The 23,929-nt window shown below is 62.1% G+C and carries 25 protein-coding genes and 1 pseudogene; 5 read left to right on the top strand and 21 right to left on the bottom strand.

Annotated features, from left to right (window positions below; all coding sequences use genetic code 11):
- Positions 1 to 18: 18 nt before the first annotated feature.
- The 9 genes from JFV30_RS28295 to exbB all read right to left on the bottom strand — a co-directional run bounded on the left by JFV30_RS28295 (position 19) and on the right by exbB (position 8,657).
- A complete protein-coding gene (locus JFV30_RS28295; RefSeq protein WP_010168226.1) occupies positions 19 to 1,419 on the bottom strand; it encodes an aminoacyl-tRNA deacylase and HDOD domain-containing protein in 1,401 nt (466 codons plus the stop codon).
- A 78-nt stretch (positions 1,420 to 1,497) separates the two neighbouring features.
- Positions 1,498 to 3,573 carry an ATP-dependent DNA helicase RecG gene (gene recG, locus JFV30_RS28290; RefSeq protein ID WP_010168224.1) on the bottom strand — a complete coding sequence of 692 codons (2,076 nt, stop codon included), beginning with the start codon at positions 3,571 to 3,573 and terminating at the stop codon, positions 1,498 to 1,500.
- A gap of 8 nt (positions 3,574 to 3,581) precedes the next feature.
- The gene (locus tag JFV30_RS28285; RefSeq protein ID WP_003213305.1) at positions 3,582 to 4,502 is read right to left on the bottom strand and encodes a hydrogen peroxide-inducible genes activator; all 921 of its coding nucleotides are present in this window, start codon (positions 4,500 to 4,502) and stop codon (positions 3,582 to 3,584) included.
- A gap of 113 nt (positions 4,503 to 4,615) precedes the next feature.
- The gene (locus tag JFV30_RS28280; protein ID WP_024078112.1) at positions 4,616 to 5,146 is read right to left on the bottom strand and encodes an iron transporter; all 531 of its coding nucleotides are present in this window, start codon (positions 5,144 to 5,146) and stop codon (positions 4,616 to 4,618) included.
- A 20-nt stretch (positions 5,147 to 5,166) separates the two neighbouring features.
- Positions 5,167 to 5,985 carry an FTR1 family iron permease gene (locus tag JFV30_RS28275; protein ID WP_102624893.1) on the bottom strand — a complete coding sequence of 273 codons (819 nt, stop codon included), beginning with the start codon at positions 5,983 to 5,985 and terminating at the stop codon, positions 5,167 to 5,169.
- Positions 5,986 to 5,988: 3 nt separating this feature from the next.
- Positions 5,989 to 6,324, bottom strand: a complete 336-nt coding sequence (locus JFV30_RS28270) for a cupredoxin domain-containing protein (protein WP_201125701.1) — start codon at positions 6,322 to 6,324, stop codon at positions 5,989 to 5,991.
- Between the two features lie 168 nt (positions 6,325 to 6,492).
- Complete coding sequence (locus JFV30_RS28265) at positions 6,493 to 7,242, bottom strand: TonB family protein (protein ID WP_003213297.1); 750 nt, start codon at positions 7,240 to 7,242, stop codon at positions 6,493 to 6,495.
- Positions 7,239 to 7,664 (bottom strand): TonB system transport protein ExbD, encoded by a 426-nt coding sequence (gene exbD / locus JFV30_RS28260; protein WP_003213296.1) that lies wholly within the window; start codon positions 7,662 to 7,664, stop codon positions 7,239 to 7,241. Before exbD ends, JFV30_RS28265 begins: the two co-directional genes overlap by 4 nt.
- Positions 7,665 to 7,670: 6 nt before the next feature.
- Positions 7,671 to 8,657 carry a tonB-system energizer ExbB gene (gene exbB / locus JFV30_RS28255; RefSeq protein ID WP_169386828.1) on the bottom strand — a complete coding sequence of 329 codons (987 nt, stop codon included), beginning with the start codon at positions 8,655 to 8,657 and terminating at the stop codon, positions 7,671 to 7,673.
- A gap of 189 nt (positions 8,658 to 8,846) precedes the next feature.
- On the opposite strand from exbB, the gene JFV30_RS28250 reads away from it, so the two are divergent.
- On the top strand, positions 8,847 to 9,698 hold the full coding sequence (locus JFV30_RS28250; RefSeq protein ID WP_201125700.1) for an SDR family oxidoreductase: 852 nt from the start codon (positions 8,847 to 8,849) through the stop codon (positions 9,696 to 9,698).
- Positions 9,699 to 9,703: 5 nt separating this feature from the next.
- Here JFV30_RS28250 and JFV30_RS28245 read toward each other — a convergent pair whose 3' ends face one another.
- The 7 genes from JFV30_RS28245 to JFV30_RS28215 form a co-directional block, all read right to left on the bottom strand.
- Positions 9,704 to 10,438: a hypothetical protein gene (locus JFV30_RS28245; protein ID WP_201125699.1), complete on the bottom strand. Its 735-nt coding sequence runs from the start codon at positions 10,436 to 10,438 to the stop codon at positions 9,704 to 9,706.
- Between the two features lie 76 nt (positions 10,439 to 10,514).
- Complete coding sequence (locus JFV30_RS28240) at positions 10,515 to 11,258, bottom strand: hypothetical protein (protein WP_010168209.1); 744 nt, start codon at positions 11,256 to 11,258, stop codon at positions 10,515 to 10,517.
- A gap of 63 nt (positions 11,259 to 11,321) precedes the next feature.
- Positions 11,322 to 11,702, bottom strand: coding sequence for a RidA family protein (locus JFV30_RS28235; RefSeq protein ID WP_003213288.1), 381 nt, complete (start codon positions 11,700 to 11,702; stop codon positions 11,322 to 11,324).
- A gap of 24 nt (positions 11,703 to 11,726) precedes the next feature.
- Positions 11,727 to 13,832, bottom strand: a complete 2,106-nt coding sequence (gene spoT / locus JFV30_RS28230; RefSeq protein ID WP_008439435.1) for a bifunctional GTP diphosphokinase/guanosine-3',5'-bis pyrophosphate 3'-pyrophosphohydrolase — start codon at positions 13,830 to 13,832, stop codon at positions 11,727 to 11,729.
- Between the two features lie 60 nt (positions 13,833 to 13,892).
- Positions 13,893 to 14,156, bottom strand: a complete 264-nt coding sequence (rpoZ, locus tag JFV30_RS28225) for a DNA-directed RNA polymerase subunit omega (RefSeq protein WP_003176920.1) — start codon at positions 14,154 to 14,156, stop codon at positions 13,893 to 13,895.
- A gap of 167 nt (positions 14,157 to 14,323) precedes the next feature.
- Complete coding sequence (gene gmk, locus JFV30_RS28220; RefSeq protein ID WP_201125698.1) at positions 14,324 to 14,944, bottom strand: guanylate kinase; 621 nt, start codon at positions 14,942 to 14,944, stop codon at positions 14,324 to 14,326.
- 11 nt (positions 14,945 to 14,955) lie between these two features.
- A complete protein-coding gene (locus tag JFV30_RS28215; RefSeq protein ID WP_010168202.1) occupies positions 14,956 to 15,819 on the bottom strand; it encodes a YicC/YloC family endoribonuclease in 864 nt (287 codons plus the stop codon).
- Between the two features lie 217 nt (positions 15,820 to 16,036).
- Here JFV30_RS28215 and rph point away from each other — a divergent pair, with 217 nt between their 5' ends.
- Both rph and JFV30_RS28205 read left to right on the top strand, forming a co-directional pair.
- A complete protein-coding gene (gene rph, locus JFV30_RS28210; protein ID WP_003213280.1) occupies positions 16,037 to 16,759 on the top strand; it encodes a ribonuclease PH in 723 nt (240 codons plus the stop codon).
- A gap of 22 nt (positions 16,760 to 16,781) precedes the next feature.
- On the top strand, positions 16,782 to 17,150 hold the full coding sequence (locus JFV30_RS28205; RefSeq protein ID WP_003213278.1) for a DUF4870 domain-containing protein: 369 nt from the start codon (positions 16,782 to 16,784) through the stop codon (positions 17,148 to 17,150).
- Positions 17,151 to 17,208: 58 nt separating this feature from the next.
- Here the strand turns inward: JFV30_RS28205 and JFV30_RS28200 are convergent, their stop codons facing one another.
- Positions 17,209 to 17,988, bottom strand: coding sequence for an exodeoxyribonuclease III (locus tag JFV30_RS28200; protein WP_003195493.1), 780 nt, complete (start codon positions 17,986 to 17,988; stop codon positions 17,209 to 17,211).
- Between the two features lie 82 nt (positions 17,989 to 18,070).
- On the opposite strand from JFV30_RS28200, the gene pyrE reads away from it, so the two are divergent.
- Positions 18,071 to 18,715: an orotate phosphoribosyltransferase gene (gene pyrE, locus JFV30_RS28195; RefSeq protein WP_010168197.1), complete on the top strand. Its 645-nt coding sequence runs from the start codon at positions 18,071 to 18,073 to the stop codon at positions 18,713 to 18,715.
- A gap of 67 nt (positions 18,716 to 18,782) precedes the next feature.
- Here pyrE and argB read toward each other — a convergent pair whose 3' ends face one another.
- The 4 genes and pseudogenes from argB to coaBC form a co-directional block, all read right to left on the bottom strand.
- Positions 18,783 to 19,688, bottom strand: coding sequence for an acetylglutamate kinase (argB, locus tag JFV30_RS28190; RefSeq protein WP_003213275.1), 906 nt, complete (start codon positions 19,686 to 19,688; stop codon positions 18,783 to 18,785).
- A 21-nt stretch (positions 19,689 to 19,709) separates the two neighbouring features.
- Positions 19,710 to 21,113 (bottom strand): annotated as a pseudogene (locus JFV30_RS28185) (phosphomannomutase/phosphoglucomutase); the annotation flags it as partial.
- Between the two features lie 270 nt (positions 21,114 to 21,383).
- Complete coding sequence (gene dut, locus JFV30_RS28180) at positions 21,384 to 21,839, bottom strand: dUTP diphosphatase (RefSeq protein ID WP_003213270.1); 456 nt, start codon at positions 21,837 to 21,839, stop codon at positions 21,384 to 21,386.
- Between the two features lie 5 nt (positions 21,840 to 21,844).
- A complete protein-coding gene (coaBC, locus tag JFV30_RS28175) occupies positions 21,845 to 23,053 on the bottom strand; it encodes a bifunctional phosphopantothenoylcysteine decarboxylase/phosphopantothenate--cysteine ligase CoaBC (RefSeq protein ID WP_010168193.1) in 1,209 nt (402 codons plus the stop codon).
- Positions 23,054 to 23,183: 130 nt separating this feature from the next.
- Here coaBC and radC point away from each other — a divergent pair, with 130 nt between their 5' ends.
- Positions 23,184 to 23,858, top strand: coding sequence for a RadC family protein (gene radC, locus JFV30_RS28170; RefSeq protein ID WP_169386834.1), 675 nt, complete (start codon positions 23,184 to 23,186; stop codon positions 23,856 to 23,858).
- Positions 23,859 to 23,929: the final 71 nt, after the last annotated feature.

Raw genomic sequence — 23,929 nt, 5'->3', positions numbered from 1 at the left:
TTCATCGCAGGCGCAGATTTATCCCTGGCTGAACTGCGAAGCCAACTCCCGCAGCAACGTTTCCGCATCCAGCACTTTAGCCACCACATCCTCCGCCTTGTCCCGGGTCAGCCCCAGGCGTTCCAGCAGTTCGTCCGGGATGTCTTCATCCGGCCCGGAACCGATGCCGCGGCTGCGCAGCAAGCGCACAGCCAGGCACACCAGGTTCGGGTATTCGGCGTATTGGCCGTCGTAGGTCGGGTCGTGCTGGAAGCGCAGGGCGGTGGACAGTTCGTCCGGCATGTCCCAATAGCGCATCAACCATGCACCAATCTGCTCACGGCTGATGCCCAGCAGGTGCTGCTCGATGTAGCTGTGGCACAGGTGCGGGTTGACCTCCAGGTGCCGGCAGATCAGCGAGAAATGCGGCGGGAAGACGTGGGCCAGCAACAGGTAGCCGAAGTTGTGCAGCAGGCCGGCGAGGTACGTCAGGCCGGCTTCCGGGCGCTGGGCGCGGGGCATGGCACGGGTCAGGCCTTCGATCACGGCGGCGGTGTAGATCGACTGGTGCCAGTACGGCGTGGCCTGTTGCGGCTGGTCCTTGGGCAGGCTCAAGGTCTTGCCCAGGGCCAGGCCCAGCGCGAGGTTGATTACCAAATCAAAGCCCAGTACGCGGACGATGGCGTCTTCCACCGAGCGGATCTTGCCCGGCGAGGCGTAGTAGGGCGACGCCGCCCAGCTCACCACTTGGGCAGCCAGGGCCGGGTCGGTTTCCACCACGCCGGTGATGTCGTCGATGGTGGCGTTGGGGTCGACCCGCAGCTTGATAATTTTTTGTGCCGTGTCGGCCAGCGGTGGAATCTCGATGGTCGCTTCCAGACGCTGCTGGATGCGGCGTGCAGTGAACGCCTGCATCGCCTGGGTGATTTCCTCGCGGTCGTCGTTGGGGCGGTCGAGGTTCGGCCGGATGCTGCTCAATGGCTCGCCGAAATGCGCGGCGCTGGCCTTGGTCAGCATGCTCTTGAAGGCGTCGCTGGAAATCTCCAGCAGCAGCCCGGCCTCGCCCGAGTGAACCAGAACGGTGGGTTCACGCAGCAGGCTTTCTTCGTACAGGCACGGGGAACTGGTCAGCGGCGGCAGGCCGGGCAGCAGGCTCAGGCTGTGCTTGCCGAGCATGCGTTCGAGGCGCTCGGGGGACACGGCCGTGAGGCGCCGGCCGGTCAGTTCGGCCAGGCGATTGAGGTCCAGCAACTGGTTCTGTGGAAACAGCACCATGAGTGCACCCACGGCATCATCGAGCAGTACTGCCTGAACCTTTTGCGCCGGGTTCAGGCCAGGACGTTCGGCAACTTCCGTGTAGCTGATGGCGAGCTTTGCAAGCAGCGTCCGAATCACCGAGGGTGCGGTCGGTGGGGCTGTGGCGAGGGCAACTTCTGACATGGCCTGAATCCAATTTCCTACTGTCATTGGAGTATAACCAGCTTGATACATCTGATGGTCGACTAAGTGAGTCAGCCGTCACACTTGGCCGTATTGCTGCCCGTGTCGAAGCCAGCGGTCCAGCAGTGGGCTGACATGTTCCGGCCAGCGCTCAATCAACGCCTGGGCCGCATCGCGCACGGCAGGCAGCAGGTCGGCGTCGCGCATCAGGTCAGCCACCTTGAATTGCAGCAAGCCGGTCTGACGGGTGCCGAGCATTTCGCCTGGGCCGCGCAGTTCGAGGTCTTTTTCGGCGATCACGAAACCGTCGTTGGTTTCGCGCATGATCCCCAGGCGCTGGCGGCCGATTTGTGACAGCGGTGGGTGGTACAGCAGCACGCAATGACTGGCGGCGCTGCCCCGGCCCACGCGGCCGCGTAACTGGTGCAGTTGCGCCAGGCCCAGGCGCTCGGGGTTTTCGATGATCATCAGGCTGGCGTTCGGTACGTCGACGCCGACTTCGATCACCGTGGTTGCCACCAGCAATTGCAAATTACCGGCCTTGAACTCGGCCATCACCGCGGCCTTTTCCACCGGCTTCATGCGGCCGTGGATTAGCCCGACCTTGAGCTCGCCCAAGGCGCTGGTGAGGTCTTCGTAGGTGGTTTCGGCGGCCTGGCAGGTCAGCTCTTCCGACTCTTCAATCAGCGTGCACACCCAATACGCCTGGCGGCCTTCGGCGCAGGCGCCGCGTACCCGTTCGATCACTTCTACCCTGCGGGTGTCGGTGACCAGCACGGTGTTGACCGGCGTTCGGCCCGGTGGCAGTTCGTCGAGGATCGAGGTGTCGAGGTCGGCGTAGGCACTCATGGCCAGGGTGCGCGGGATCGGCGTGGCGGTCATGATCAACTGGTGCGGGCTCATGCGCCCGCCCACGCCTTTCTGGCGCAGGGCCAGGCGCTGTTGCACACCGAAGCGGTGCTGCTCGTCGATGATCACCAGCGCCAGGTTCTTGAATTTCACTTCGTCCTGGAACAGCGCGTGGGTGCCCACCACCATCGGGGCGCCGGCGGCGATCTGCTCCAGGGCGGCTACGCGATTCTTGCCCTTGAGCTTGCCGGCCAGCCACGCGACTTCCAGGCCCAAGGGTTCGAGCCAGCGCTTGAAGGTGATGAAGTGTTGTTCGGCGAGAATCTCGGTGGGCGCCATCAGCGCCACCTGATAGCCGGCTTCGAGGGCTTGCAGCGCGGCGAGGGCGGCGACCACGGTTTTACCCGCGCCTACGTCGCCCTGGATCAGCCGCAGCATCGGTTCTTTCTGGCTCAGGTCGTAGGCGATCTCATTGCCGACCCTTTGCTGGGCGCCGGTCGGTGCAAACCCCAGGTTGGCCAGGTATTGCGCAGGCAGGTGCTTGGCCTTGGGCATGGCCGGCGCACGCAGCGAACGCATGCTTTCGCGCAGGCGTTGCTGGGACAGTTGGTGGGTCAGCAGTTCTTCGAACGCCAGGCGATGTTGGGCCCAGTGATGACCGAGGGCCAACTCGTCGACGTCGGCGTCGGCCGGTGGGTGATGCAGGTAGCGGATCGCATCATCCAGCGGCGCCAGTTGGTAGTCGCGCGCCAACTCCTGAGGCAGCCAGTCGGGTAGGCTTTTCGGCCCGAGCATCGTCAGGGTTTGCATGCACAGCTGGCGCAGGCGCTGCTGGGTCAGGCCTTCGGTGAGCGGGTAGATCGGTGTGAGGGTGGTGTCGACCGGTGGCGGTTCGTCGCCGGTAATCGCGCGGTATTCCGGGTGGTAGATTTCCAGCCCCGAAGCGCCGGGCCGGGCTTCGCCATAGCAGCGCACGCGTGTGCCTCGCTTGAGGCCTTCCTTCTGAGCGTTGCTGAAATGGTAGAAGCGCAGGCTCAGGCCGCCGGTGCCGTCTTGCAGGCGCACGACCAAGCTGCGGCGCTTGCCCATCACCACGTCGGCGCCGCTGACGGTGCCTTCGACCACCGCGTCCTGCCCGGGGCGCAGCTGGCCGATGGGCACCACGCGGGTGCGGTCCTGATAACGCAGGGGCAGGTGGAACAATACGTCCTGGAGATTTTCCAGGCCGACCTTGGCCAATTTCTCGGCCATGGCCTCCCCGACACCCTTGAGTGCCGTCACCGACACCTGCGACAGCTCAGTCATACCGTTACTTAGCTCGCAGCAGGCGGCTTGGCCACCGAACACAGGCGGATCGAGTCGGCGAGGATTTCAATCGCTTTCGGACGCGGGAAGCTCGCGCGCCAGGCAATCGCCACGGTACGGAACGGCACCGGCGGCGTCAGTGGGCGCACGGCGATCACGCCCGGGGCGTAGTGATGGCTGTCGACCGCCGACAGCGGCAGGATCGAAATGCCCAGGCCGGAAGCGACCATATGGCGAATGGTTTCCAGGGAGCTGGATTCCACGGTGGTGTGCTTGGCGCCGTCGTTGCCCTTGGTCAGGGTCGGGCAGGCTTCCAGCACCTGGTCGCGGAAGCAGTGGCCTTCGCCCAGCAACAGCAGGCTCTTGTCGTTGAGCAGGCCCGCGTCGATGGTGTCTTTCTGGGTCCAGGGGTGGGACGCCGGCATCAGCACGTAGAACGGCTCATCGTAGAGCGGCAGGGTCAGCACGTCGGCCTCGTTGAACGGCAGGGCGATGATGATCGCGTCCAGCTCGCCGTTGCGCAGTTTGTCGCGCAGCACGTGGGTGAAGTTTTCTTCGATATACAGCGGCATCTGCGGCGCGACGCGGTGCAGTTGCGGAATCAAGTGCGGGAACAGGTACGGGCCGACGGTGTAGATGGCGCCGACTTTCAGCGGTGCGGTCAGCTGGTTCTTGCCGGCCTGGGCCAGCTCGCGAATGCTTTGGGCCTGTTCCAGGACCTTCTGGGCCTGGGCGACGATGCCTTCGCCGACGGGCGTGAGGCGCACGGCGCTTTTGCTGCGCTCGAAAATCAGCACACCGAGTTCGTCTTCAAGCTTCTTCACACCCACCGACAGCGTCGGCTGGCTGACGTGGCAACGCTCGGCCGCGTGGCCGAAGTGCTGCTCTTGGGCGAGGGTAACGATGTAGCGTAATTCTGTAAGAGTCATAGCGGGCGTCCATGAGGTTGCGGGCCAAGCATACCGGCTGCAATCGATAGACGCACGTTATCAGACAGCATGGGGTTTACGACACCTGGTAATCAGGTGTCGCGTTCATGCTTTCAGCTTTGCGGGTATTTGAAGGTGAAGGTTTTGGTGAAGGGGCCCCACCATTCCGGTACGCCGGTTTCCTTGTCCACATGGTGAAAGAAGCCTTTGATTTGCGGGCTTTCATAGCGCAGTACCACGGTGTAGGTGCCGGGGCCGTCCATTTTCACGTTGTTGGCGTAGTGGGCGCCGTCTTTGGCCACCATCGGCAGCAGCGTGCCGATTTCCTTGTAGTCGGGCGAACCTTGCTTGACCAGCGAGTAGGTGATGGTCAGGTAGGGCACCCACTCGCCATTGGACAGGCCGTACTTGTTGTCGGCGGTGGCATGCACATCCGTCTCGAGGTGCACCGAATCCTTGCTCATCACCATGCCCGGTGGCATAGGGGCCATTTCGATGCCCACCAGGTAGGAGGAGGCGATTTCCATGTCGTTGACCTGGACGGGCCCGCCAATCGGGTACTCGCGGGCTTGGGTCAGGGTGGAAGCGGCCAGGGCGCTGACAAGTACCAGTGCGGTGGCCAAGGGGTTGCGCAGGTGTTTCATGGTGGGGCTCCTTGGGACAGTTAACGGGATTGCGTCGGGCGTGAATGCAGCAAGCGGTTACCCAGCACCAGGAGCGCAAGGGTGACGGACCAAGCGACCAGTTGGACACCCAGCGGCCGGTCGGTGTAACCCACCAGCGCGGTCAGGGCGCGGCCGGTGAGGCTGGCGTCGGAGACCAGCCAGGAGGTGTCCCAGAGTTGGTAGCCCCACGCGGGGATCAGGTCGATACCGGCGAGGATCGCGGCCGCCCGGCCCGCCATGCCGGCGGCGAGCAAGGCGATCATCCAGCCGGTGATCGAAAACAGGCGCTTGAGGCTGATGGCGACCAGGCCGCGGTACATCAGCCAGGACAGCGCGGCGCCGGCGGCGATGCCAAGCACGCCACCCGCCAGCATCGACAGTGGGTCTGCCTGGCTCGACGCGGCGATGCCATAGAGGAACAGGACGATTTCCGAGCCTTCACGCAGCACCGCCACGGTGATCACCACAGCCAGCGCCCAGAGTGATTTTTCGCCGTTGAGTACCGCATTGCCGGCGCTGCGCAGTTGGGTGGCCAGTTCGCGTCCGTGGCTGGCCATCCACAGGTTGTGCCAGCCCAGCATGACCACGGCGACCACCAGAATGGCCGCGTTGAAAATCTCCTGGCCAAAGCCCTGGAGTGCCTGGGTGATTGCGCCGGTAAAGAGCGCGAGGATTCCGGCACCCAGTACGCCGGCTGCGATCCCGCCGCCGATAAACAGGCCGCGTCGTGCCAGGCCCTGGGTGGCGGCCATCACGATGCCCACCACAATCCCGGCTTCCAGCACTTCTCGAAACACGATCAACAGACAGGCCAGCATGGCTTACTCCTTGGCCGCGACGGCAGTGACCGTGCCTTTGGCCTGGTCGGGGTGGTAGTCATCGAAGAAGGTGTAGGTGCCGGGATGCAGCGGGCCCGCAAACACCGTGACGGTGTTGCCGGGGACGATGATTTTTTCGAATTTCATGTCATAGCTTTCGAACTCATCGACGCTTTCGTCGTGGCTGGTGAGTTGGATGCGAAAGCGCTCACCGGCCGGCACCTCGAAACTTGAGGGGCTGAAGGTGTGGTTTTGAATGACCAGGGTGACCAGCTGATCCGCCTGCGCAACGACGGGAAAGGCCAGCAGGACGAGAGCCAGCCGGGCAAGAGTGGGCATGCCGAATGTCCGCTAATGAGAACGATTCGCGGATGATTGGCTTTGTATTTAAATGTTACAAGTGAAGAAAGAGATAGGTCGCAGGCTGTTCAACCCTGGTTCAGGTTGCGGCAATGCGCGGGGGAGGGGGCAGCAGCCGTGGGCACCCGAGAGTGCCCACGGTGAAGGTTACCGGCGACGTTTTTCGATGTTGTAAACGAACGGCGCAACGATCTCGATGCTGCCGCCTTTCAACATGTCGGCCGGCGGCTTGGGCAGCGGCTGGGCACGACGGATCATGTCGAGGGTGGCGCGGTCCAGGTCGGCGTTGCCGGAGCGGCCCACCAGTTCATAGGACAGCACGTTGCCATCGGCATCCACCACGAAACGCAAGCGGTTCAGGCCTTCCTTGCCACGCGCCTGGGCGCCTGGCGGGTACTTCTTATACTTCTGCAGGTGGCCCAGCAGGGTACTTTCCCAGGTGGCCTTGGCCGCGATCTGCTGCGGTGAAGGGCCCGGCTGTGGCTGGGCGGATTTCTCCGTAGGCGCGTTGTTCTGCGGAGTTTCGCTCGGCGGCTCTTCGGAAGGTTTTTCCTTGGGCGGATCGGGCTTCTTCTCTACAGGCTTGGGCGGCTGTGGTTTTGGCTTGGGCTTGACCGGCTTTGGCACCTGGATCGTCGGCTTGGGTGCCTCAGCCAGTTTCGGCAATGGCAACTCTTCCACCGGCGCTGGCGGCTGTGGCGGCGTGATCACCTTCGGCGGGGCCGGAGGTGGCGGCGCCGGCATCGGTGCCAGGTCGATGACCATGGCGGCCGGTGGCAGTTGGACCATGTGTGGCGCCGACCACTGGAGCGCGATGATGATCGCGACGGCGTGGACGCCCAGCACGACGGCGAGGCTGGTGCCATAACGCGTCAGTTTGTGGCGCGTCGTGATCATTTCTTGGCTGCCGTCTCAAGTCCGACCAGGCCGACCTTGAGGTAGCCGGCTGCCCGCAGGGCATCCATCACGCTCATCAGGTCGCCGTAGTCCACGCCCTTGTCGGCCTGGAAGAAGATCGTCGTGTCTTTCTTGCCCTGGGTCTTGGCGTCGAGCACCGCGCCCAGGGTGTCGGATTTGACTTCTTCTTCGCCCAGGAACAGACGCTGGTCCGCCTTGACGCTGAGGAATATCGGTTTCTCTGGCCGCGGTGCCGGTTTCGCACTGGAAGCGGGCAGGTCGACCTTGATGTCCACAGTGGCCAGGGGTGCAGCCACCATGAAGATGATCAGCAGCACCAGCATCACGTCGATAAACGGCGTGACGTTGATTTCGTGGTTCTCGACGAGCTCGTCGTCGCCTTGATTCAAATGCAGGCCCATGGCCGATTACCCCACTTTCACCATATGCGGTTGCGAGCTGCGCTCGGAAGGCAGGTGATCGAGGTCACGGCTGACCAGCAACAGGACTTCTGCCGAAGCGTCCGACACCTGAGCCTTGTAGCCGGCGATCGAACGGGCGAAGACGTTGTAGATGACCACCGCAGGAATCGCGGCAACCAGGCCCAGTGCGGTCGCCAGCAGGGCTTCGGCGATGCCGGGCGCCACGACGGCGAGGTTGGTGGTCTGGGTTTTGGCGATGCCGATGAAGCTGTTCATGATGCCCCATACGGTACCGAACAGGCCGACGAAGGGCGCGGTGGAACCAATGGTCGCCAGCACGCCGGTGCCGTTGCTCATGTTGCGACCGCAGGCTGCAACCAGGCGCTCAAGACGGAAGCTGACGCGTTCCTTGATGCCTTCTTTTTCACGGCTGTTGGCCGACAGGCGCATTTCTTCAAGGGCGTCGTGGACCAGCAGGTTCGCCAGGGTGCCCTTCTTCGCCGCGCTTTCGCTGGCTTCTTTCAGGGTGGTGGCTTTTTTCAGGTGGACGATTTCAGTGCGCAGGCGACGCTTCGCGCCCAGCAGCTCGAAGCCCTTGGCGATCCAGATGGTCCAGGTGATGATCGAGGCGATGGCCAGGCCGATCATCACGATCTTCACGATGATGTCAGCGTTCTGGTACATGCCCCAGGGCGACAGGTCGTGGGCCATGCCCAGGCTGTTGTCTTCTTCCAGCACCACGCCGGACTCGTCAGCCGGAGCGCCTTCGGCGGCCAGGGCCGGGTCGGTGGCAGCCGGTGCAGCAGCAGGCGCCGCAGCGTTTTGCTCGTGGGCTGGCGCGGTCGCAGCAGGCTGTGTAGCCGGGGCGGTGTTATCGGCGAACGCGGCGGTCGGTGCCAGCAGAACGCTGAACAGCACTGCAGCAATCGCACGCCAGGCGCGGGATGGGCTGTGAGGCTTGGTTGGCGAAGCGGGGGATGTATTGCGTGTCATGCTGGCCGGACCTGAGAGAAAAAAATGAGTGATCGTCCTTCCAGACCGTAACGGGTCGAGGACAAATGGGCGGTTATTATTGCAAGTAATTCTTGTTAACAGAAGTAATACAGTTACTTTATTTGTCGTTTTGCTGGCCGCTGGTCATGTGCGGGGGCTAATCTTGACCTTTAAGAACGGAGTTTTGTGATGTCTGCGCCTTCTGTGGTGATTGCCGGTTGCGGCGATGTCGGTAGCCGTCTGGCCACCCAATTGCTGGCCCAGGGTTGGGAGGTTCATGGCCTGCGCCGGGATATCTCGCGCCTTCCCAAGGGTGTTATCGGGATTGCCGGCGACCTGTTCAATGAAGACTGCCCCGACACCTGGCCGGTGGGCGGGGTGGATTACCTGGTGTATTGCGCGGCGGCCACCGATCACGACGAAGCCGGCTATCGCGCAGCGTACGTGCAAGGGTTGCAGCATGTGCTGGAGTGGTTGAACGACTACGGCCAGGCGCCCAGGCATTTGCTGTTTGTATCCAGCAGCAGTGTGTACGGGCAGCAGAACGGTGAGTGGGTCGACGAAAACTCCGAGACCCAGGCGGGCGGTTATTCCGGACAAGTCATGCTGGAAGCCGAGCAAGTGGCATTGAACAGCGGCATTCCCGCCAGCGTCGTGCGCCTTACCGGCATTTATGGCCCCGGCCGCGAATGGCTGCTGAGCCAGGTGCGCCAGGGCTATCGCGTGGCGATTGACCCACCTTTATATGGCAACCGCATTCACGCGGATGACGCTGCGGGTTTGCTGGCATTTTTGCTGCAGCACGTGGAGCAGGGCGGTGTGCTGGATAAATGCTACATCGGCGTCGATGACGCTCCGGCACCGCTGGCCGACGTGGTGGGCTGGTTGCGCGAATACCTTGGCGTGACCGAATGGGCCGAAAACGCCAGCGTACGCCGGGCGGGCAGCAAACAGTGCAGTAATGCCCGGGCCAAGGCGTTGGGCTGGGTGCCACGTTATCCAAGTTATCGCGAAGGGTATGCGGCCATTCTCGAGGGTTGATGGCGTTACTGTTTTTCCAGCAGCCACTGGCGTGGGCCTGGGGTGAGCTGGGGGATTTCGTCGGGCTGGGACAGGTTGATCGCCTTGAGAATCTCGAGTCGTTTGCCGTAGCGGACGAAAATCCAGCCGCCGCCGACATCGCCCTTGCCCAGGTAGAGGGTGTCATTGCCAGCGCCCTGGGTGGCGCAATCGCCGCCCAGGCACAGCTCGTACCGGTCGTTTTGCGCCAGGCCTGACACGGTGCCATCCGCCGTGAACACTACGATGTTGCCGGTGCCTTGGCCTTCAATGATTTTCCATTGGCCGCCCATATAGGCCGAGTTCAGCGCCTGCCGGAAGGTTGTGCCCCATTTCTCTCCCGAGGGGGGCGGCGGGTCAGGGCGTATAAACACTTGCCCGGCGTAACGTTCTGTGGGGCGCTGGATCAACTGCTTGCCATCCGATCGAAGCTCGTCGGCGCCATGGCCGTTGTAGTCGACGGTCCATGCGCCCGGCGCCTTCGGCAGCAACTGACCTTCGCCCAGCTCGAACGCATTGCTGACTTGTGCCTTGCCGTTGCGGGTGTCGATGTTCCATTCCAGGTTCATGCCGTGAGCATCAAGGGCTCGCAGCAAGGGCCTGCCTTGGGCGGCTGAGTCGATGGCTGCCTGGTTGATCCACAGCCCGCTGATGTCGGGCGTTTGCGGCGGGTGAGTGCAGCCGCCCAGCAGGATCAGGCTAAGGACAAGTAATGTGCGCATGGGGGCAGTCTGCATAAGGTGGAAAGCGAGGCCGCAGACTAAAGAAAAAGGAGCCCGTGGGCTCCTTTGTTCTGTATCACTGTTTTTCCAGCAACCACTGCCGCGGTCCCGGGGTAAACGAGGGCACCTCGTCGGCCTGGGCGGTATTGATCGCCTGGAAGATTTCCAGTTGCTTGCCCTTGCGCGCAAAGATCCACGGGTTGCCCTGGCCGTTCAGTTGCAGCCAGATGCTGTCGTAGCCGCCGCTCATGGAGGCGCAGTCACCTGCCAGGCACAGCGAGTACTGATCGGCACCCGGCAGGCCGGTTACCTGGCCATTGGGCTGGAACTGCACCGTCGCGCCTTCGCCATTGCCGCTGCTGATCTTCCAGGTGCCGCCCATATAGGCGGCGTACAGGGTGCGCTCGAAGTTGGCGCCCAGCGGCGCGCCTTCGGGGGCAGGGTCCTTGGCACGGGCGAACAGTTGCTCGGGCTCGTTATCATTGGCCCCTTGCAGCAGTTGTTTGCCTTTACGCTTGAGTTCGGTGGCGGAGCCGCCGTAGAAATCGACGCTCCAGGCGCCGGATTTTTCACCCAGCAACTTGCCTTCAGCGACTTCAAAACCGTTGTAGTAGCGGGCCTGGGATGCTTTGGTGTTCACCTCCCATTCGAGGTTCGGACCATAGCTCTGCAGGGCTTCACGCAAAGGGCCACCCTTGGCTGCCGCATCGATGGCGGCCTGGTTGATCCAGGTGCCGCTTACATCCAGGTCGGCGGGATTGCTGGCGCAGCCGCCGAGCAGCAGGGCGAGCAACGAAGAGGCAACGAGCGCTTTGCGCATTACGAAATCCTTCCAAGAACCAATTCGGCGCAGCCTTCCCGAGGAAGCGCTGCGCCGGATGTTTTACTCGATGACCAGAATGGCGTCCATCTCAACCTGCGCGCCCTTTGGCAGGGCGGCAACGCCGATGGCGGCGCGGGCTGGGTACGGTTGTTCGAAGTACTTGCCCATGATCTCGTTGACCTTGGCGAAGTGGCTCAGGTCGGTGAGGAAGATGTTCAGTTTGACGATGTCCTTGAACGAACCGCCTGCGGCTTCGGCCACCGACTTCAGGTTTTCGAAGACCTGGATGGTTTGGGCTTCAAAGCCTTCAACCAGCTCCATGGTTTTTGGGTCCAGTGGAATCTGGCCGGACATGTAGACGGTATTGCCCGCCTTGATCGCCTGGGAATAAGTACCGATTGCTGCTGGTGCCTTGTCGCTGGTGATAACAGTCTTGGTCATGAATGACTCCTTGTAATGGATGGGCTAGGCGCGCATGCGGGTGATGCGGATGACCCCGGTCAGGGCGCGCAGTTTCTTGATCACGCGGGCCAGGTGCACGCGGTCGTGCACGCTGACCACCAGTTGGACCACGCTGATGCGGCCATCGCGTTCGTCCATGCTGATTTTCTCGATATTGCCGTCGGCCGCATTGACACTGCTGGCCAGCAGGGCGATCAGGCCGCGCTGGTGTTCCAGCTCGACCCGCAGCTCGACGTTGAATTCGCCGGTGACATCCTTGGCCCACGAAAGCTGGATGCATTTCTCGGGGTTGTGGCGGATTTCACTGATATTGCGGCAGTTGTCCAGGTGCACCACCATGCCCTTGCCCGCAGACAGGTGGCCGACAATCGGGTCGCCGGGGATCGGGGTGCAGCACTTGGCGTAGCTGAGCACCAAACCTTCGGTGCCGCGAATCGCCAGCGGGCCTTCGGGGCTTGGCAATTGTTCGCCTTCGCCCAGCAGGCGGCGGGCGACCACATAGGCCATGCGGTTGCCCAGGCCGATGTCTTCCAGCAAGTCTTCGATCAGTTCCTGGCGGTACTCGTGGAGCATCGCCTGCACGCGTTCGGCCGGGATCTTGTCCAGGGAGCTGTCGAAACCGTTGAGCACCTTGTTCAGCAGGCGTTCGCCCAGGCTGATGGACTCGGAACGGCGTTGCAGCTTCAGGGCGTGGCGGATGTGGGTACGGGCCTTGCCGGTGACCACAAAGTTGAGCCAGGCCGGGTTCGGGCGTGCGCCCGGTGCGCTGACGATCTCCACCGTGGAGCCGCTTTGCAGTGGTTCCGACAGCGGGGCCAGTCGACGATTGATCCTACAGGCTATGCAGCTGTTGCCCACGTCGGTGTGCACCGCGTAGGCAAAGTCGACCGCCGTGGAGCCTTTGGGCAGCTCCATGATCCGACCTTTGGGCGTGAACACGTAAACCTCGTCCGGGAACAGGTCGATCTTCACGCTTTCGATAAATTCGAGGGAGTTGCCGGCACGTTGCTGCATTTCCAGCACGCCCTTGACCCACTGGCGTGCGCGGGCATGGGTGCCTTTTGGCTGCTCGTCGCCGGTGGACTTGTACAGCCAATGGGCGGCGATGCCGTTGTTGGCCATCTCTTCCATTTCGCGGGTGCGGATCTGGATCTCGATCGGCACCCCGTGCATGCCAAACAGCGTGGTATGCAGCGACTGATAGCCGTTGGCCTTGGGAATCGCGATGTAGTCCTTGAAGCGTCCCGGCAGGGGTTTGTACAAATTATGTACAGCGCCCAGCACGCGGTAGCAGGTATCGACCTTATCGACGATGATCCGGAACGCGTACACGTCCATGATTTCGTTGAAGGCCCGACGCTTGCCGCGCATCTTCTTGTAGATGCCGTAGATGTGTTTCTGCCGGCCGCTGACTTCGCCCTCGATCTCATCGATCGCCAGGCAATGGCTCAGGGACTCTTCGATCTTGTTGACGATTTCCTTGCGATTGCCCCGGGCGCGTTTGACCGCCTGGTAGATGCGTGCGGAACGCATCGGGTGCATGGCTTTGAAACCGAGGTCTTCGAACTCGATACGAATGGCGTGCATGCCCAGCCGGTTGGCGATGGGCGCGTAGATTTCCAGGGTTTCCTTGGCAATGCGCCGGCGTTTTTCGCCGGACAGCACTTCCAGCGTGCGCATGTTGTGCAGCCGGTCGGCCAGCTTGACCAGGATCACCCGGATGTCCCGGGCCATGGCCATGGCCATCTTCTGGAAGTTTTCCGCCTGGGCTTCGGCCTTGGTTTCGAAGTTCATCTGGGTCAGTTTGCTGACCCCGTCGACCAGTTCGGCCACGGTTTCGCCAAATTGCGCACTGAGCGCTTCCTTGGCGATGCCGGTGTCTTCGATCACGTCATGCAGCATCGCAGCCATCAGGCTCTGATGGTCCATGTGCATGTCGGCAAGAATATTGGCCACCGCAAGAGGATGGGTGACATACGCCTCGCCACTGCGGCGGCGTTGGCCGTCGTGGGCTTGTTCGGCGTAGAAATACGCTCGGCGGACCAGGTTGACCTGGTCTGGGCCGAGGTAGGTCGATAAGCGATCGGCGAGGGCGTCTATGCTCGGCAAAGTATTAACTCCTGCCGTTGGCTGTGACCCCGCGCCGTGCTACGTCGACCAGGCATAGGCTTAGACGGCCTCGTTGGACTCGTCCTCGAACGCTGCAAACAGCGGTTCGTCTTCAACGATTTCGGCGTTGGCGATGAACTCGTAGCTCATCAGGCCTTCAGCGATTTCACGCAGGGCTACAACGGTAGGCTTGTCGTTTTCCCACTGGACCAGGGGCTCTTTGCCGCCAGTGGCCAGTTGACGGGCACGCTTGGTAGAGAGCATGACCAGCTCAAAGCGGTTATCCACGTGTTCTAGGCAGTCTTCAACGGTTACGCGGGCCATGGTATTCCTCGGAGCGAATGCAATATGCGCGCTGCCCGGTTGGGCGAGCGGACTGAACAGTTTAAAAAATCACCAGCGTTTAGGGAAGCGCTGATTTTTCGCAGGCCATCGCAAACGCGCTACAAGTGCCAATGTAAAGCCCTTGCAGCGGTTTTGGGAAGAGCCAATCAGCCGAGCAGTTCGGCCAATAATTTACCGAAACGCTGCTGCTGACGCTTTTGCTGGAGCTGATTGGTGCGGAAAATCGCTTTCAAATCGTCCAGGGCTTGGGCGAAATCGTCGTTGATGATCAGGTAGTCGTAGTCGACGTAGTGGCTCATTTCACTGACGGCCTCGCGCATGCGGCCTTCGATGATCTCGTCGCTGTCCTGCCCACGGTTGGTCAGGCGCTGGTGCAACGCTTCCAGCGACGGCGGCAGGATGAAGATCGAGCGGGCTTTGGGCATCAGCTGGCGCACTTGCTCGGCGCCCTGCCAGTCGATTTCCAGGATCAGGTCGTGGCCTTCGTCCAGGGTCTGCTGCAGATGGCTTTGGGAAGTGCCGTAGAGGTTGCCGAACACTTCGGCGCGCTCGAGGAAATCACCGTGCTCGATCATCTTCACGAACTCGGTGCGCTCGACGAAGTGGTAGTGCACGCCGTTCACTTCACCCGGGCGCATGGCGCGGGTGGTGTGCGACACCGAGATGCGGATCTGCTCGTCAGCGTCGGTCAGGGCTTTGACCAGGCTGCTTTTGCCCGCGCCCGATGGGGCGGAAATGATGTAGAGGGTGCCGGTGCTGTGGGTCATGTCAGGGTGCCTTACTCGATATTCTGTACTTGTTCGCGCATTTGCTCGATCAACACTTTGAGGTTGACCGCAGCCTGTGTGCTGCGCGGATCAAAGGCTTTGGAGCCCAGTGTATTGGCTTCGCGGTTGAGTTCCTGCATCAGGAAGTCCAGGCGCCGACCAGCGGCACCGGCCGACTTGAGCACGCGGCGCACTTCCAGGATGTGGGTGCTCAGGCGGTCGAGTTCTTCGGCGACGTCGCTCTTTTGGGCCAGCAGGACCATCTCTTGCTCAAGGCGCACCGGATCCAGCTCGGCCTGCATGTCGGTGAAGCGGTCCAGGACCTTCTGGCGCTGGGTGGCAAGCATCTGCGGCACCAGTTCGCGCAGGGTCACCACGTCTTCTTCGATGGACGTCAGGCGGTCGCTGATCAGGCGGGCCAGTTCGGCGCCTTCGCGCTCACGGCCGGCCTTGAGTTCCTTCAGGCCCTGGTTGAACAGCGCCAGGGCTTCGGCATTCAGGGCTTGCGGGTCGGTGGCGTCGGCCACCAGCACGCCGGGCCAGGCCAGCACTTCCAGGGGGTTGATGGCGGCAGGCTGCTTGATCAGGCCGGCGATGGTTTCGGCGGCAGCGACCAGTTGAGCGGCGCGCTCGCGATCGACCTGCAGCGGCTTGCCGGTGGTTTCCTCGGTAAAGCGCAGGGTGCATTCCAGCTTGCCGCGGGAGATACCCTGGCGCAGCGCTTCACGGACCGCGCCTTCAAGGTCGCGAAACGACTCCGGCAGGCGCAGGTGCGGCTCCAGGTAGCGGCTGTTGACCGAGCGCAATTCCCAGCTCAGGGTGCCTTGGACGCCGGCTTTTTCGACGCGGGCGAAGGCGGTCATGCTGTGCACCATGGAGGTACCTCGCGATGCAGTCCCGCAAACGGGCGGGCTGATGGGTAGATTGAAGCCGACAGGCTGCGAAGGCGCAGGATTGTAGCTCAACGGGAAGGGTGGCCCCAAACAGTGGCTTCGCTGCCCGGGTTTGTAACAGGATTTTTTAGCCGTGCCGATCAGGGCTGGCGGCTCTATAATGCTCGGCAGTTTTTCGTCCTCCGTACAGGTATCCCCTATGAAACGTCCAAGTGGTCGCGCTGCCGATCAGCTCCGCTCGATCCGCATCACCCGCAACTACACCAAACACGCCGAGGGATCTGTACTGGTCGAGTTTGGCGATACCAAGGTTATCTGCACCGTCAGCGTCGAAAATGGCGTGCCGCGTTTCCTTAAAGGCCAGGGCCAGGGTTGGTTGACCGCCGAGTACGGCATGCTGCCGCGTGCCACCGGCGAGCGTAACCAGCGTGAAGCCAGCCGTGGCAAGCAAGGCGGCCGCACCCTCGAAATCCAGCGCCTGATCGGCCGTTCCCTGCGCGCTGCGCTGGACATGTCCAAGCTGGGCGACGTGACCCTGTACGTCGACTGCGACGTGATCCAGGCCGACGGCGGCACCCGCACCGCGTCCATCACCGGCGCCATGGTTGCCCTGGTCGATGCGCTCAAGGTCATCAAGAAACGTGGCGGCCTGAAAGGCGGCGATCCGCTCAAGCAGATGATCGCTGCGGTGTCGGTTGGCATGTATCAGGGCGAGCCTGTGCTGGATCTGGACTATCTTGAAGATTCGGCTGCCGAGACCGACCTGAACGTGGTGATGACCAGCACCGGTGGTTTCATCGAAGTGCAGGGCACCGCCGAAGGCGCGCCATTCCAGCCGGCGGACCTGAACGCCATGCTGGCATTGGCCCAGAAAGGCATGACCGAGATCTTCGAACTGCAGAACGCCGCATTGGCCGACTGATTCAACCCCAAGGAGCTACGCCATGAGTGACAGTCAACTTCCACTGCCGACACCGTCCAAGGAAGTTCGCCAGTGGGCGATGCTCTGTCACTTCGCGGCGTTCTTCGGGTTGATGTTCCCGTTCGGCAGCCTGCTGGGGCCTTTGATCCTGTGGCAGGTGAAGAAGGACGCGGACCCGTTCATCGATGACCAGGGCAAGGAAGCGCTGAACTTCCAGATCACCGTGGGCATTGCCTGGGCGGTCTGCTTCCTGCTGGGCTTCATCGTGATCGGCTTCGTGTTGATGACCGTCCTGGTGATCGGCGCGGTGGTGATGACGATCATTGCGGGCATCAAGGCCAACAAAGGCGTGGCTTATCGTTATCCGTGGACGTTGCGGTTGATCAAATAACCACCGCCCACAAAAAAACCGACAGCAATGTCGGTTTTTTTGTGCCTGGAAAAAGACCTTAGATGGTCAGTGTCCAGTCGTAGTCCACGATCAGCGGCGCGTGCTGCGAGAAGCGCGGCTGGCGTGGCAGGCGTGCACTGCGCACAAAGCGGCGCAGGCCCGGGGTCAGCAGCTGGTAGTCAAAACGCCAGCCCAGGTTGAGCATCTCGGCCTGTTCGTTATCCGGCCACCAGCTGTACTGGTCGCCTTCGCGGCTGACTTCCCGCAGGGCATCGACATAGCCCATGTTGCCGACAATCTCGTCCATCCAGGCCCGTTCCGGCGCCAGGAAACCCGGAGATTGCTGGCTGTCGCGCCAGTTCTTGATATCGAGCTTCTGTTGCGCCACGTACAGCGAGCCACAGTAAATGTACTCGCGACGTTTGCGCCGCTGTTTATCCAGATAACGGGCGAAATCGTCCATTAGCTTGAACTTCTGGTTCAAGTCTTCATCGCCATTCTGCCCTGATGGAAGCAGCAAGGTCGCGATGCTGACCTTATCGAAATCGGCTTGCAGGTAGCGCCCGTAGCGGTCGGCTGTCTCGAAGCCGAGGCCGCTGATGACCGCCTTGGGTTGCAACCGCGAATACAAAGCCACGCCACCTTGGGTGGGAACTTCGGCATCACAGGCATAAAGGAAGTAGCCATCCAGTTGGAAGGCTGGGTCGTCCAGTTCAAAGGCGGAGGCGCGGGTGTCCTGCAGGCAGATGACGTCGGCATTCTGGGCTTGCAGCCAACTGAGCAAACCACGCTCGACTGCAGCCTGAATACCATTGACGTTCACACTGATGATCCGCATAAATGGCCCCAAAAATCGCGTGCGTGTATGATACACGCCGTCTACCTAATTAGCTAAATCCGTGGTATCTGAGGCTTTTTTCATGCAGGCGTATCAACGCGATTTCATTCGTTTTGCCATCGATCGCGGCGTATTGCGCTTCGGTGAGTTCACCCTGAAGTCCGGGCGCACCAGCCCTTACTTCTTCAATGCCGGCCTTTTCAACTCGGGTTCCGCCCTGGCGCAGCTGGGTCGTTTCTATGCGGCCGCCATCGTTGAAAGCGGTATTTCCTTCGACGTGCTGTTCGGCCCGGCCTACAAGGGCATTCCCCTGGCCGCCGCGACTGCCGTGGCGTTGGCTGAACATCACGGGCAGGATCTGCCATGGTGTTTCAACCGCAAGGAAGCCAAGGCCCACGGCGAAGGCGGCAGCCTCGTGGGCGCACCGCTCAAGGGCGACGTGCTGATCATCGACGACGTCATCACCGCCGGCACGGCGATTCGCGAAGTGATGCAAATCATCGCTTCCCAGGACGGCGCCAAGGCAGCCGGCGTGTTGATCGCGCTGAACCGTCAGGAGCGCGGCAACGGTGAATTGTCGGCGATCCAGGAAGTGGAACGTGATTTTGGCATTCCTGTCGTGAGCATCGTGTCCCTGAACCAGGTGCTGCAGTTCCTGGAAGATGACCCGCAGCTCAAGCAGCATCTGCCGGCGGTCAAGGCCTATCGCGAGCAGTTCGGCGTTTGATCTGAAAGCCAGGCAATAAAAGCCCCCGCTCAACCAGGTTGAGCGGGGGCTTTTTGTTTTCAGCGCTTTACGGGCGCTTGCGATTGCTGATCAGGGTACCCACACCGGTGTCGGTGAAGATTTCCAGCAGGATCGCATTCGGAACCCGGCCGTCCAGGATCAACGAACTGCCGACGCCGCCTTGTACTGCTTCCAGTGCGCAGCGGATCTTCGGCAGCATGCCGCCGTAGATGGTGCCGTCGGCGATCAGGTCGTCCACTTGCTGGGTCGTCAGGCCGGTCAATACCTTGCCTTCCTTGTCCATCAAGCCGGCGATGTTGGTGAGCAGCATCAGCTTCTCGGCCTTCAGCGCCTCGGCCACCTTGCCGGCCACCAGGTCGGCGTTGATGTTGTAGGACTCACCGTTGGCACCGACGCCGATTGGCGCAATCACCGGAATGAAATCGCCTTTCACCAGCAGGTTCAGCAGATCGGTGTTGATGCCGATCACTTCGCCCACCTGGCCGATGTCGATGATTTCCGGCTGGGTCATCTCCGGGGTCTTGCGGGTTACGGTGAGCTTCTTCGCCCGGATCAGCTCGGCGTCCTTGCCGGTCAGGCCGATGGCGCTGCCGCCGTGGCGGTTGATCAGGTTGACGATGTCTTTGTTCACCTGGCCGCCGAGGACCATCTCCACCACGTCCATGGTCTGGGCGTCGGTCACACGCATGCCGTCGATGAAGTGACTCTCGATGGACAGGCGCTTGAGCAGGTCACCGATTTGCGGGCCGCCACCGTGCACCACCACCGGGTTGATCCCGACGGCTTTCATCAACACGATGTCGCGGGCAAAGCCGGTTTTCAGCTCGTCGCTTTCCATGGCATTGCCGCCGTACTTGATCACCAGCGTCTTGCCGACGTAGCGTCGAATGTAAGGCAACGCTTCGGAAAGGACCTTGGCGGTGTTGGCGGCGGCTTCGCGTTCGAGGGTCATTCAGGGCTCCGGTACAAAAAATCAGAACGGTAATTGGAGATCAGGGGCAACACGTTTCAACTGGGCGTGGAACACGTCCTTGATGCGCTGCAACTCAGCCTCGGAATCCGCCTCGAAACGCAGCACCAGCACCGGTGTGGTGTTGGATGCGCGAACCAGGCCCCAGCCTTTGGCGTAATCGACCCGCACGCCGTCAATGGTGGTCAGGTTGGCGCCTTCGCCCCATTGCGCATCGTGCAGTGCGTCAATGATGCTGAATTTGCTCTCTTCGGTCACATGGATATTGATCTCAGGCGTAGAAATATCATCCGGGAAGGTTGCAAACAGGTCTTCCGCGGTGGATTTTTCCTTGCTGAGGATCTCCAGCAGACGGGCGGCGCTGTAAATGCCGTCGTCAAAACCGAACCAGCGTTCCTTGAAGAACACGTGGCCGCTCATTTCGCCGGCCAACAGCGCGCCGGTTTCCTTCATTTTCTTTTTGATCAACGAGTGACCGGTCTTCCACATTAGCGGGCGACCACCGTATTCCTTGATCAGCGGCGTCAGGCGGCGGGTGCATTTGACGTCGAAGATGATCTCGGCGCCCGGGTTGCGCGCCACGACGTCGCGGGCAAACAGCATCAGCAGGCGGTCAGGGAACACGATATTGCCGGTGTTGGTCACCACGCCGACGCGGTCGCCGTCGCCGTCGAACGCCAGACCCAGGTCGGCGCCGCTTTCCTTGACCTTGGCGATCAGGTCTACCAGGTTTTCAGGCTTGCCCGGGTCCGGGTGGTGGTTGGGGAAGTTGCCGTCGACCTCGCAAAACAGCGGGATCACTTCGCAATTCAGCGCTTCGATCAGTTGCGGGGCGATCACGCCGGCCGCGCCGTTGCCGCAATCCACCACCACTTTCAGGCGGCGGGCGAGTTTGACGTCGCGGGTGATCTCGTCCGAATAACGATCGAGAATTTCAACCTTGGTGATGGTGCCGGCACCGCTGGTCAGGTCGTTGGTCTTCAGGCGCGTGTGCAGGGCCTGGATCTGTTCGTTGGCGAGGGTATCGCCGGCGATGACGATCTTGAAACCGTTGTAGTCCGACGGGTTGTGGCTGCCGGTGAGCATCACGCCCGACTTGCCGGCCAGTACGTTGGCCGCGTAGTACAGCGCAGGCGTCGGCACCAGGCCCACGTCGCTGACATGGCAGCCGCTGTCGGCCAGGCCCTGAATCAGTTGCTCGACCAGCTCGGGGCCGGACAGGCGGCCGTCACGGCCCACGGAAACGTCAGGCTCGCCCTGCGCCAGGCTCTGGGAGCCAATGGCGCGGCCGATCCAGTAGGCGGTCTCGGCGGTCAGGGTCTTGGGGACCACGCCACGGATGTCATAGGCGCGGAAAATGCTGTCGGGAAATGTCGGGGCGACTCGGGCTGCATTGCTCATTGCGGGGGGAACTCCATCTGAAAAGGGCGGGGCTGGCCTCAGGGGTGCTGACCGGCAGGCTCAAACTGAAGGGTAAGACGGCGTTTTTGGCATAGAGTTCGTGGTGCAAAAGTGCCATCGGCGCCGAAGCACCGCTCTTTCGCCCGCTTAATGCCCTGATTTCACTGGGGAAATCTTGCTGATAAGTTCCGCGCATTCTTCATCCTGAAAGGCCATGCGTTGGCGTCAGGCCGGGTGAGGCACCCGGCTTGGTTCTGCTAAGTCAGTTCAGCTTAGTCAGTGGCTGCCGGAATGCCCGAAGCCACCTGCACCGCGCTGGGTTTCGTCGAACTCTTCGACCAGTTCGAAGTGCGCCTGCACCACCGGCACAAGCACCAGTTGGGCAATGCGCTCGCCGACGGCGATGTTGAACGCGGTCTGGCCACGGTTCCAGCACGACACCATCAGCTCGCCCTGGTAGTCCGAGTCGATCAGGCCGACCAGGTTGCCGAGGACGATGCCGTGTTTGTGACCCAGGCCGGAGCGCGGCAGGATCAGCGCCGCCAGGCCAGGGTCGCCCACGTAGATCGACAGGCCGGTGGGAATCAGAATGGTCTGGCCCGGCTCAAGCACGGTGTCCTGCTTGAGCATGGCGCGCAGGTCGAGGCCGGCGGAGCCCGGAGTGGCGTAGGCCGGCAGCGGGAATTCGTTGCCGATGCGTGGGTCGAGGATCTTGGCTTGCAAAGCGTGCATGGAAATTAAACCTGGTTCAGCCGTAGGGCGATAAATGAGATCAGCTGGCGGGCAATCTTGCCCTTGCTGGTCTGGGCGAAAACGGTGGCGTGCAACTCGCGGTCGATCACGCTGATGGCGTTTTCCTCGCTGTTGAAGCCGATGCTCGGGTTGGCGACATCGTTGGCGACAATCAGGTCGAGGTTTTTGTCTTTCAATTTGCGTGCGGCGTAGTCCAGCAAATGCTCGGTTTCAGCGGCGAAACCGACGCTGAACGGACGGTCCTCACGGGTGGCGATGGTGGCCAGAATGTCCGGGTTGCGGACCATTTGCAGGAGCAGGCCGTCACCGCTTGTAGGGTCTTTCTTGAGTTTCTGCGGCGCAACCACTTCGGGGCGGTAGTCCGCTACCGCTGCCGAGGCGATAAACAGGTCGCAGGGAATCGCCGCTTCACAGGCCGCCAGCATGTCGCGGGCGCTGACTACGTCGATTCGGGTGACGCGATCCGGCGTTGGCAGATGCACCGGGCCGGTGATCAGGGTTACCCGGGCGCCTGCCTCGACCGCCGCTTCAGCCAGGGCAAAGCCCATTTTTCCTGAGCTATGGTTGGTGATGTAGCGCACCGGGTCGATGTTTTCCTGGGTCGGGCCGGCGGTGATCAGCACGTGCTTGCCGGTCAGCGCCAGGTGCTGGAAGCAGTCGGCGGCGCATTGGGCGAGGTCGGTGGCTTCGAGCATGCGGCCCATGCCCACGTCGCCGCAGGCCTGGCTGCCGGAGGCCGGGCCGAACACCTTGAGGCCGCGGCTTTGCAGGAGCTGGGTGTTGGCCTGGGTGGCCGGGTCGCGCCACATGGCCTGGTTCATGGCCGGGGCGATGGCGACGGTGGCGTCGGTGGCCAGCACCAGGGTCGTCAGCAGGTCGTCGGCAATGCCTTGGGCCAGGCGGGCGATCAGGTCGGCGGTGGCCGGGGCGATCAGCACCAGGTCGGCCCACTTGGCCAGCTCGATGTGGCCCATGGCGGCTTCGGCCGCAGGGTCCAGCAAGTCGAGGTGGACCGGGTGGCCGGACAGGGCTTGCATGGTCAGCGGGGTAATGAATTCACTGCCGCCACGGGTCATGACCACGCGCACTTCGGCGCCTTGGTCCAGGAGCCTGCGAACCAGCTCTGCGCTCTTGTAGGCGGCAATGCCGCCGCCGACGCCGAGAACGATGCGTTTCCGATACAGACGCTGCATTGGCTTGCCTTTCCAGTTCAGTGATGGCGTTGCGATGCCCCCTCCCCAGGTGAAATCGCACGCAAAAAGATGGCCTAAGATACCACAGCGTCCGCCATGCAACAGCGGCGCACATGCACACGGAGGTGCCATGAGTATTCGTGATTGGCCTGCGGCCGAGCGCCCGCGGGAGAAGCTGTTGGAGCTGGGGGCGGCGAGTCTTTCCGACGCCGAATTGCTGGCGATTTTCCTGCGCACCGGGGTGGCCGGTAAAAGTGCCGTCGACCTGGCGCGGCACCTGCTGGCGCAATTTGGCAGCCTGCGGGCACTGATGGAGGCACGGCAGTTGGTGTTCAGTCAGCACCTGGGGTTGGGGCCGGCGAAGTTCGCCCAGCTCCAGGCTGTGCTGGAAATGGCCCGTCGCCATCTGGCTGAGCGCCTGCGCTGCGATTCGGTGCTGGAAAGCCCGGAGGCGGTGCGCGACTACCTGAAGGCGCTGTTACGCCATGAGCCTCACGAGATATTTGGCTGCCTGTTTCTCGACTCCAAACATCGGGTGCTGGGGTTCGAGAAGTTGTTTCAAGGCACCATCGACACCGCCACGGTCTACCCCCGGCAAGTGGTCAAGCGCGCCCTGGACTACAACGCCGCCGCCCTGATCCTGTGCCACAACCATCCTTCCGGCAGCGCCGAGCCCAGCATCGCTGATCGAAAAATGACCAGGGTGCTGCAAAAGGCTCTGGAGATGGTGGACGTGCGCGTGCTGGACCACATCATCGTGGGGGAGGGTGACCCGCTGTCGATGGCGGAATATGGGTGGATGTAGGGCCTGTAGGAGCGAGCTTGCTCGCGAAAAACCTGAGGTCACCGTTGGGCCTCGGGTTTCCCGCGTTATCG

The organism is Pseudomonas sp. TH32, from assembly GCF_016650855.1.
GTDB lineage: Bacteria > Pseudomonadota > Gammaproteobacteria > Pseudomonadales > Pseudomonadaceae > Aquipseudomonas.
The sequence above is the reverse complement of the archived record's forward strand: the minus strand, read 5'-3'. Positions and strand labels throughout refer to the sequence as shown.

Bases quoted from the DNA above. Each gene is read 5' to 3' on its own strand.
- JFV30_RS28215 (WP_010168202.1), bottom strand. From the start codon at position 15,819: ATGGTGCACAGCATGACCGCCTTCGCCCGCGTCGAAAAAGCCGGCGTC.
- rph (WP_003213280.1), top strand. From the start codon at position 16,037: ATGAAACGTCCAAGTGGTCGCGCTGCCGATCAGCTCCGCTCGATCCGC.
- JFV30_RS28285 (WP_003213305.1), bottom strand. From the start codon at position 4,502: ATGACTCTTACAGAATTACGCTACATCGTTACCCTCGCCCAAGAGCAG.
- JFV30_RS28270 (WP_201125701.1), bottom strand. From the start codon at position 6,324: ATGCCCACTCTTGCCCGGCTGGCTCTCGTCCTGCTGGCCTTTCCCGTC.
- dut (WP_003213270.1), bottom strand. From the start codon at position 21,839: ATGCACGCTTTGCAAGCCAAGATCCTCGACCCACGCATCGGCAACGAA.
- argB (WP_003213275.1), bottom strand. From the start codon at position 19,688: ATGACCCTCGAACGCGAAGCCGCCGCCAACACCGCCAAGGTCCTTTCC.
- exbB (WP_169386828.1), bottom strand. From the start codon at position 8,657: ATGACACGCAATACATCCCCCGCTTCGCCAACCAAGCCTCACAGCCCA.
- JFV30_RS28275 (WP_102624893.1), bottom strand. From the start codon at position 5,985: ATGCTGGCCTGTCTGTTGATCGTGTTTCGAGAAGTGCTGGAAGCCGGG.
- JFV30_RS28280 (WP_024078112.1), bottom strand. From the start codon at position 5,146: ATGAAACACCTGCGCAACCCCTTGGCCACCGCACTGGTACTTGTCAGC.
- JFV30_RS28240 (WP_010168209.1), bottom strand. From the start codon at position 11,258: ATGCGCAAAGCGCTCGTTGCCTCTTCGTTGCTCGCCCTGCTGCTCGGC.
- recG (WP_010168224.1), bottom strand. From the start codon at position 3,573: ATGACTGAGCTGTCGCAGGTGTCGGTGACGGCACTCAAGGGTGTCGGG.
- exbD (WP_003213296.1), bottom strand. From the start codon at position 7,664: ATGGGCCTGCATTTGAATCAAGGCGACGACGAGCTCGTCGAGAACCAC.
- JFV30_RS28265 (WP_003213297.1), bottom strand. From the start codon at position 7,242: ATGATCACGACGCGCCACAAACTGACGCGTTATGGCACCAGCCTCGCC.
- radC (WP_169386834.1), top strand. From the start codon at position 23,184: ATGAGTATTCGTGATTGGCCTGCGGCCGAGCGCCCGCGGGAGAAGCTG.
- JFV30_RS28235 (WP_003213288.1), bottom strand. From the start codon at position 11,702: ATGACCAAGACTGTTATCACCAGCGACAAGGCACCAGCAGCAATCGGT.
- JFV30_RS28295 (WP_010168226.1), bottom strand. From the start codon at position 1,419: ATGTCAGAAGTTGCCCTCGCCACAGCCCCACCGACCGCACCCTCGGTG.
- JFV30_RS28245 (WP_201125699.1), bottom strand. From the start codon at position 10,438: ATGCGCACATTACTTGTCCTTAGCCTGATCCTGCTGGGCGGCTGCACT.
- rpoZ (WP_003176920.1), bottom strand. From the start codon at position 14,156: ATGGCCCGCGTAACCGTTGAAGACTGCCTAGAACACGTGGATAACCGC.
- coaBC (WP_010168193.1), bottom strand. From the start codon at position 23,053: ATGCAGCGTCTGTATCGGAAACGCATCGTTCTCGGCGTCGGCGGCGGC.
- JFV30_RS28205 (WP_003213278.1), top strand. From the start codon at position 16,782: ATGAGTGACAGTCAACTTCCACTGCCGACACCGTCCAAGGAAGTTCGC.
- pyrE (WP_010168197.1), top strand. From the start codon at position 18,071: ATGCAGGCGTATCAACGCGATTTCATTCGTTTTGCCATCGATCGCGGC.
- JFV30_RS28250 (WP_201125700.1), top strand. From the start codon at position 8,847: ATGTCTGCGCCTTCTGTGGTGATTGCCGGTTGCGGCGATGTCGGTAGC.
- JFV30_RS28200 (WP_003195493.1), bottom strand. From the start codon at position 17,988: ATGCGGATCATCAGTGTGAACGTCAATGGTATTCAGGCTGCAGTCGAG.
- gmk (WP_201125698.1), bottom strand. From the start codon at position 14,944: ATGACCCACAGCACCGGCACCCTCTACATCATTTCCGCCCCATCGGGC.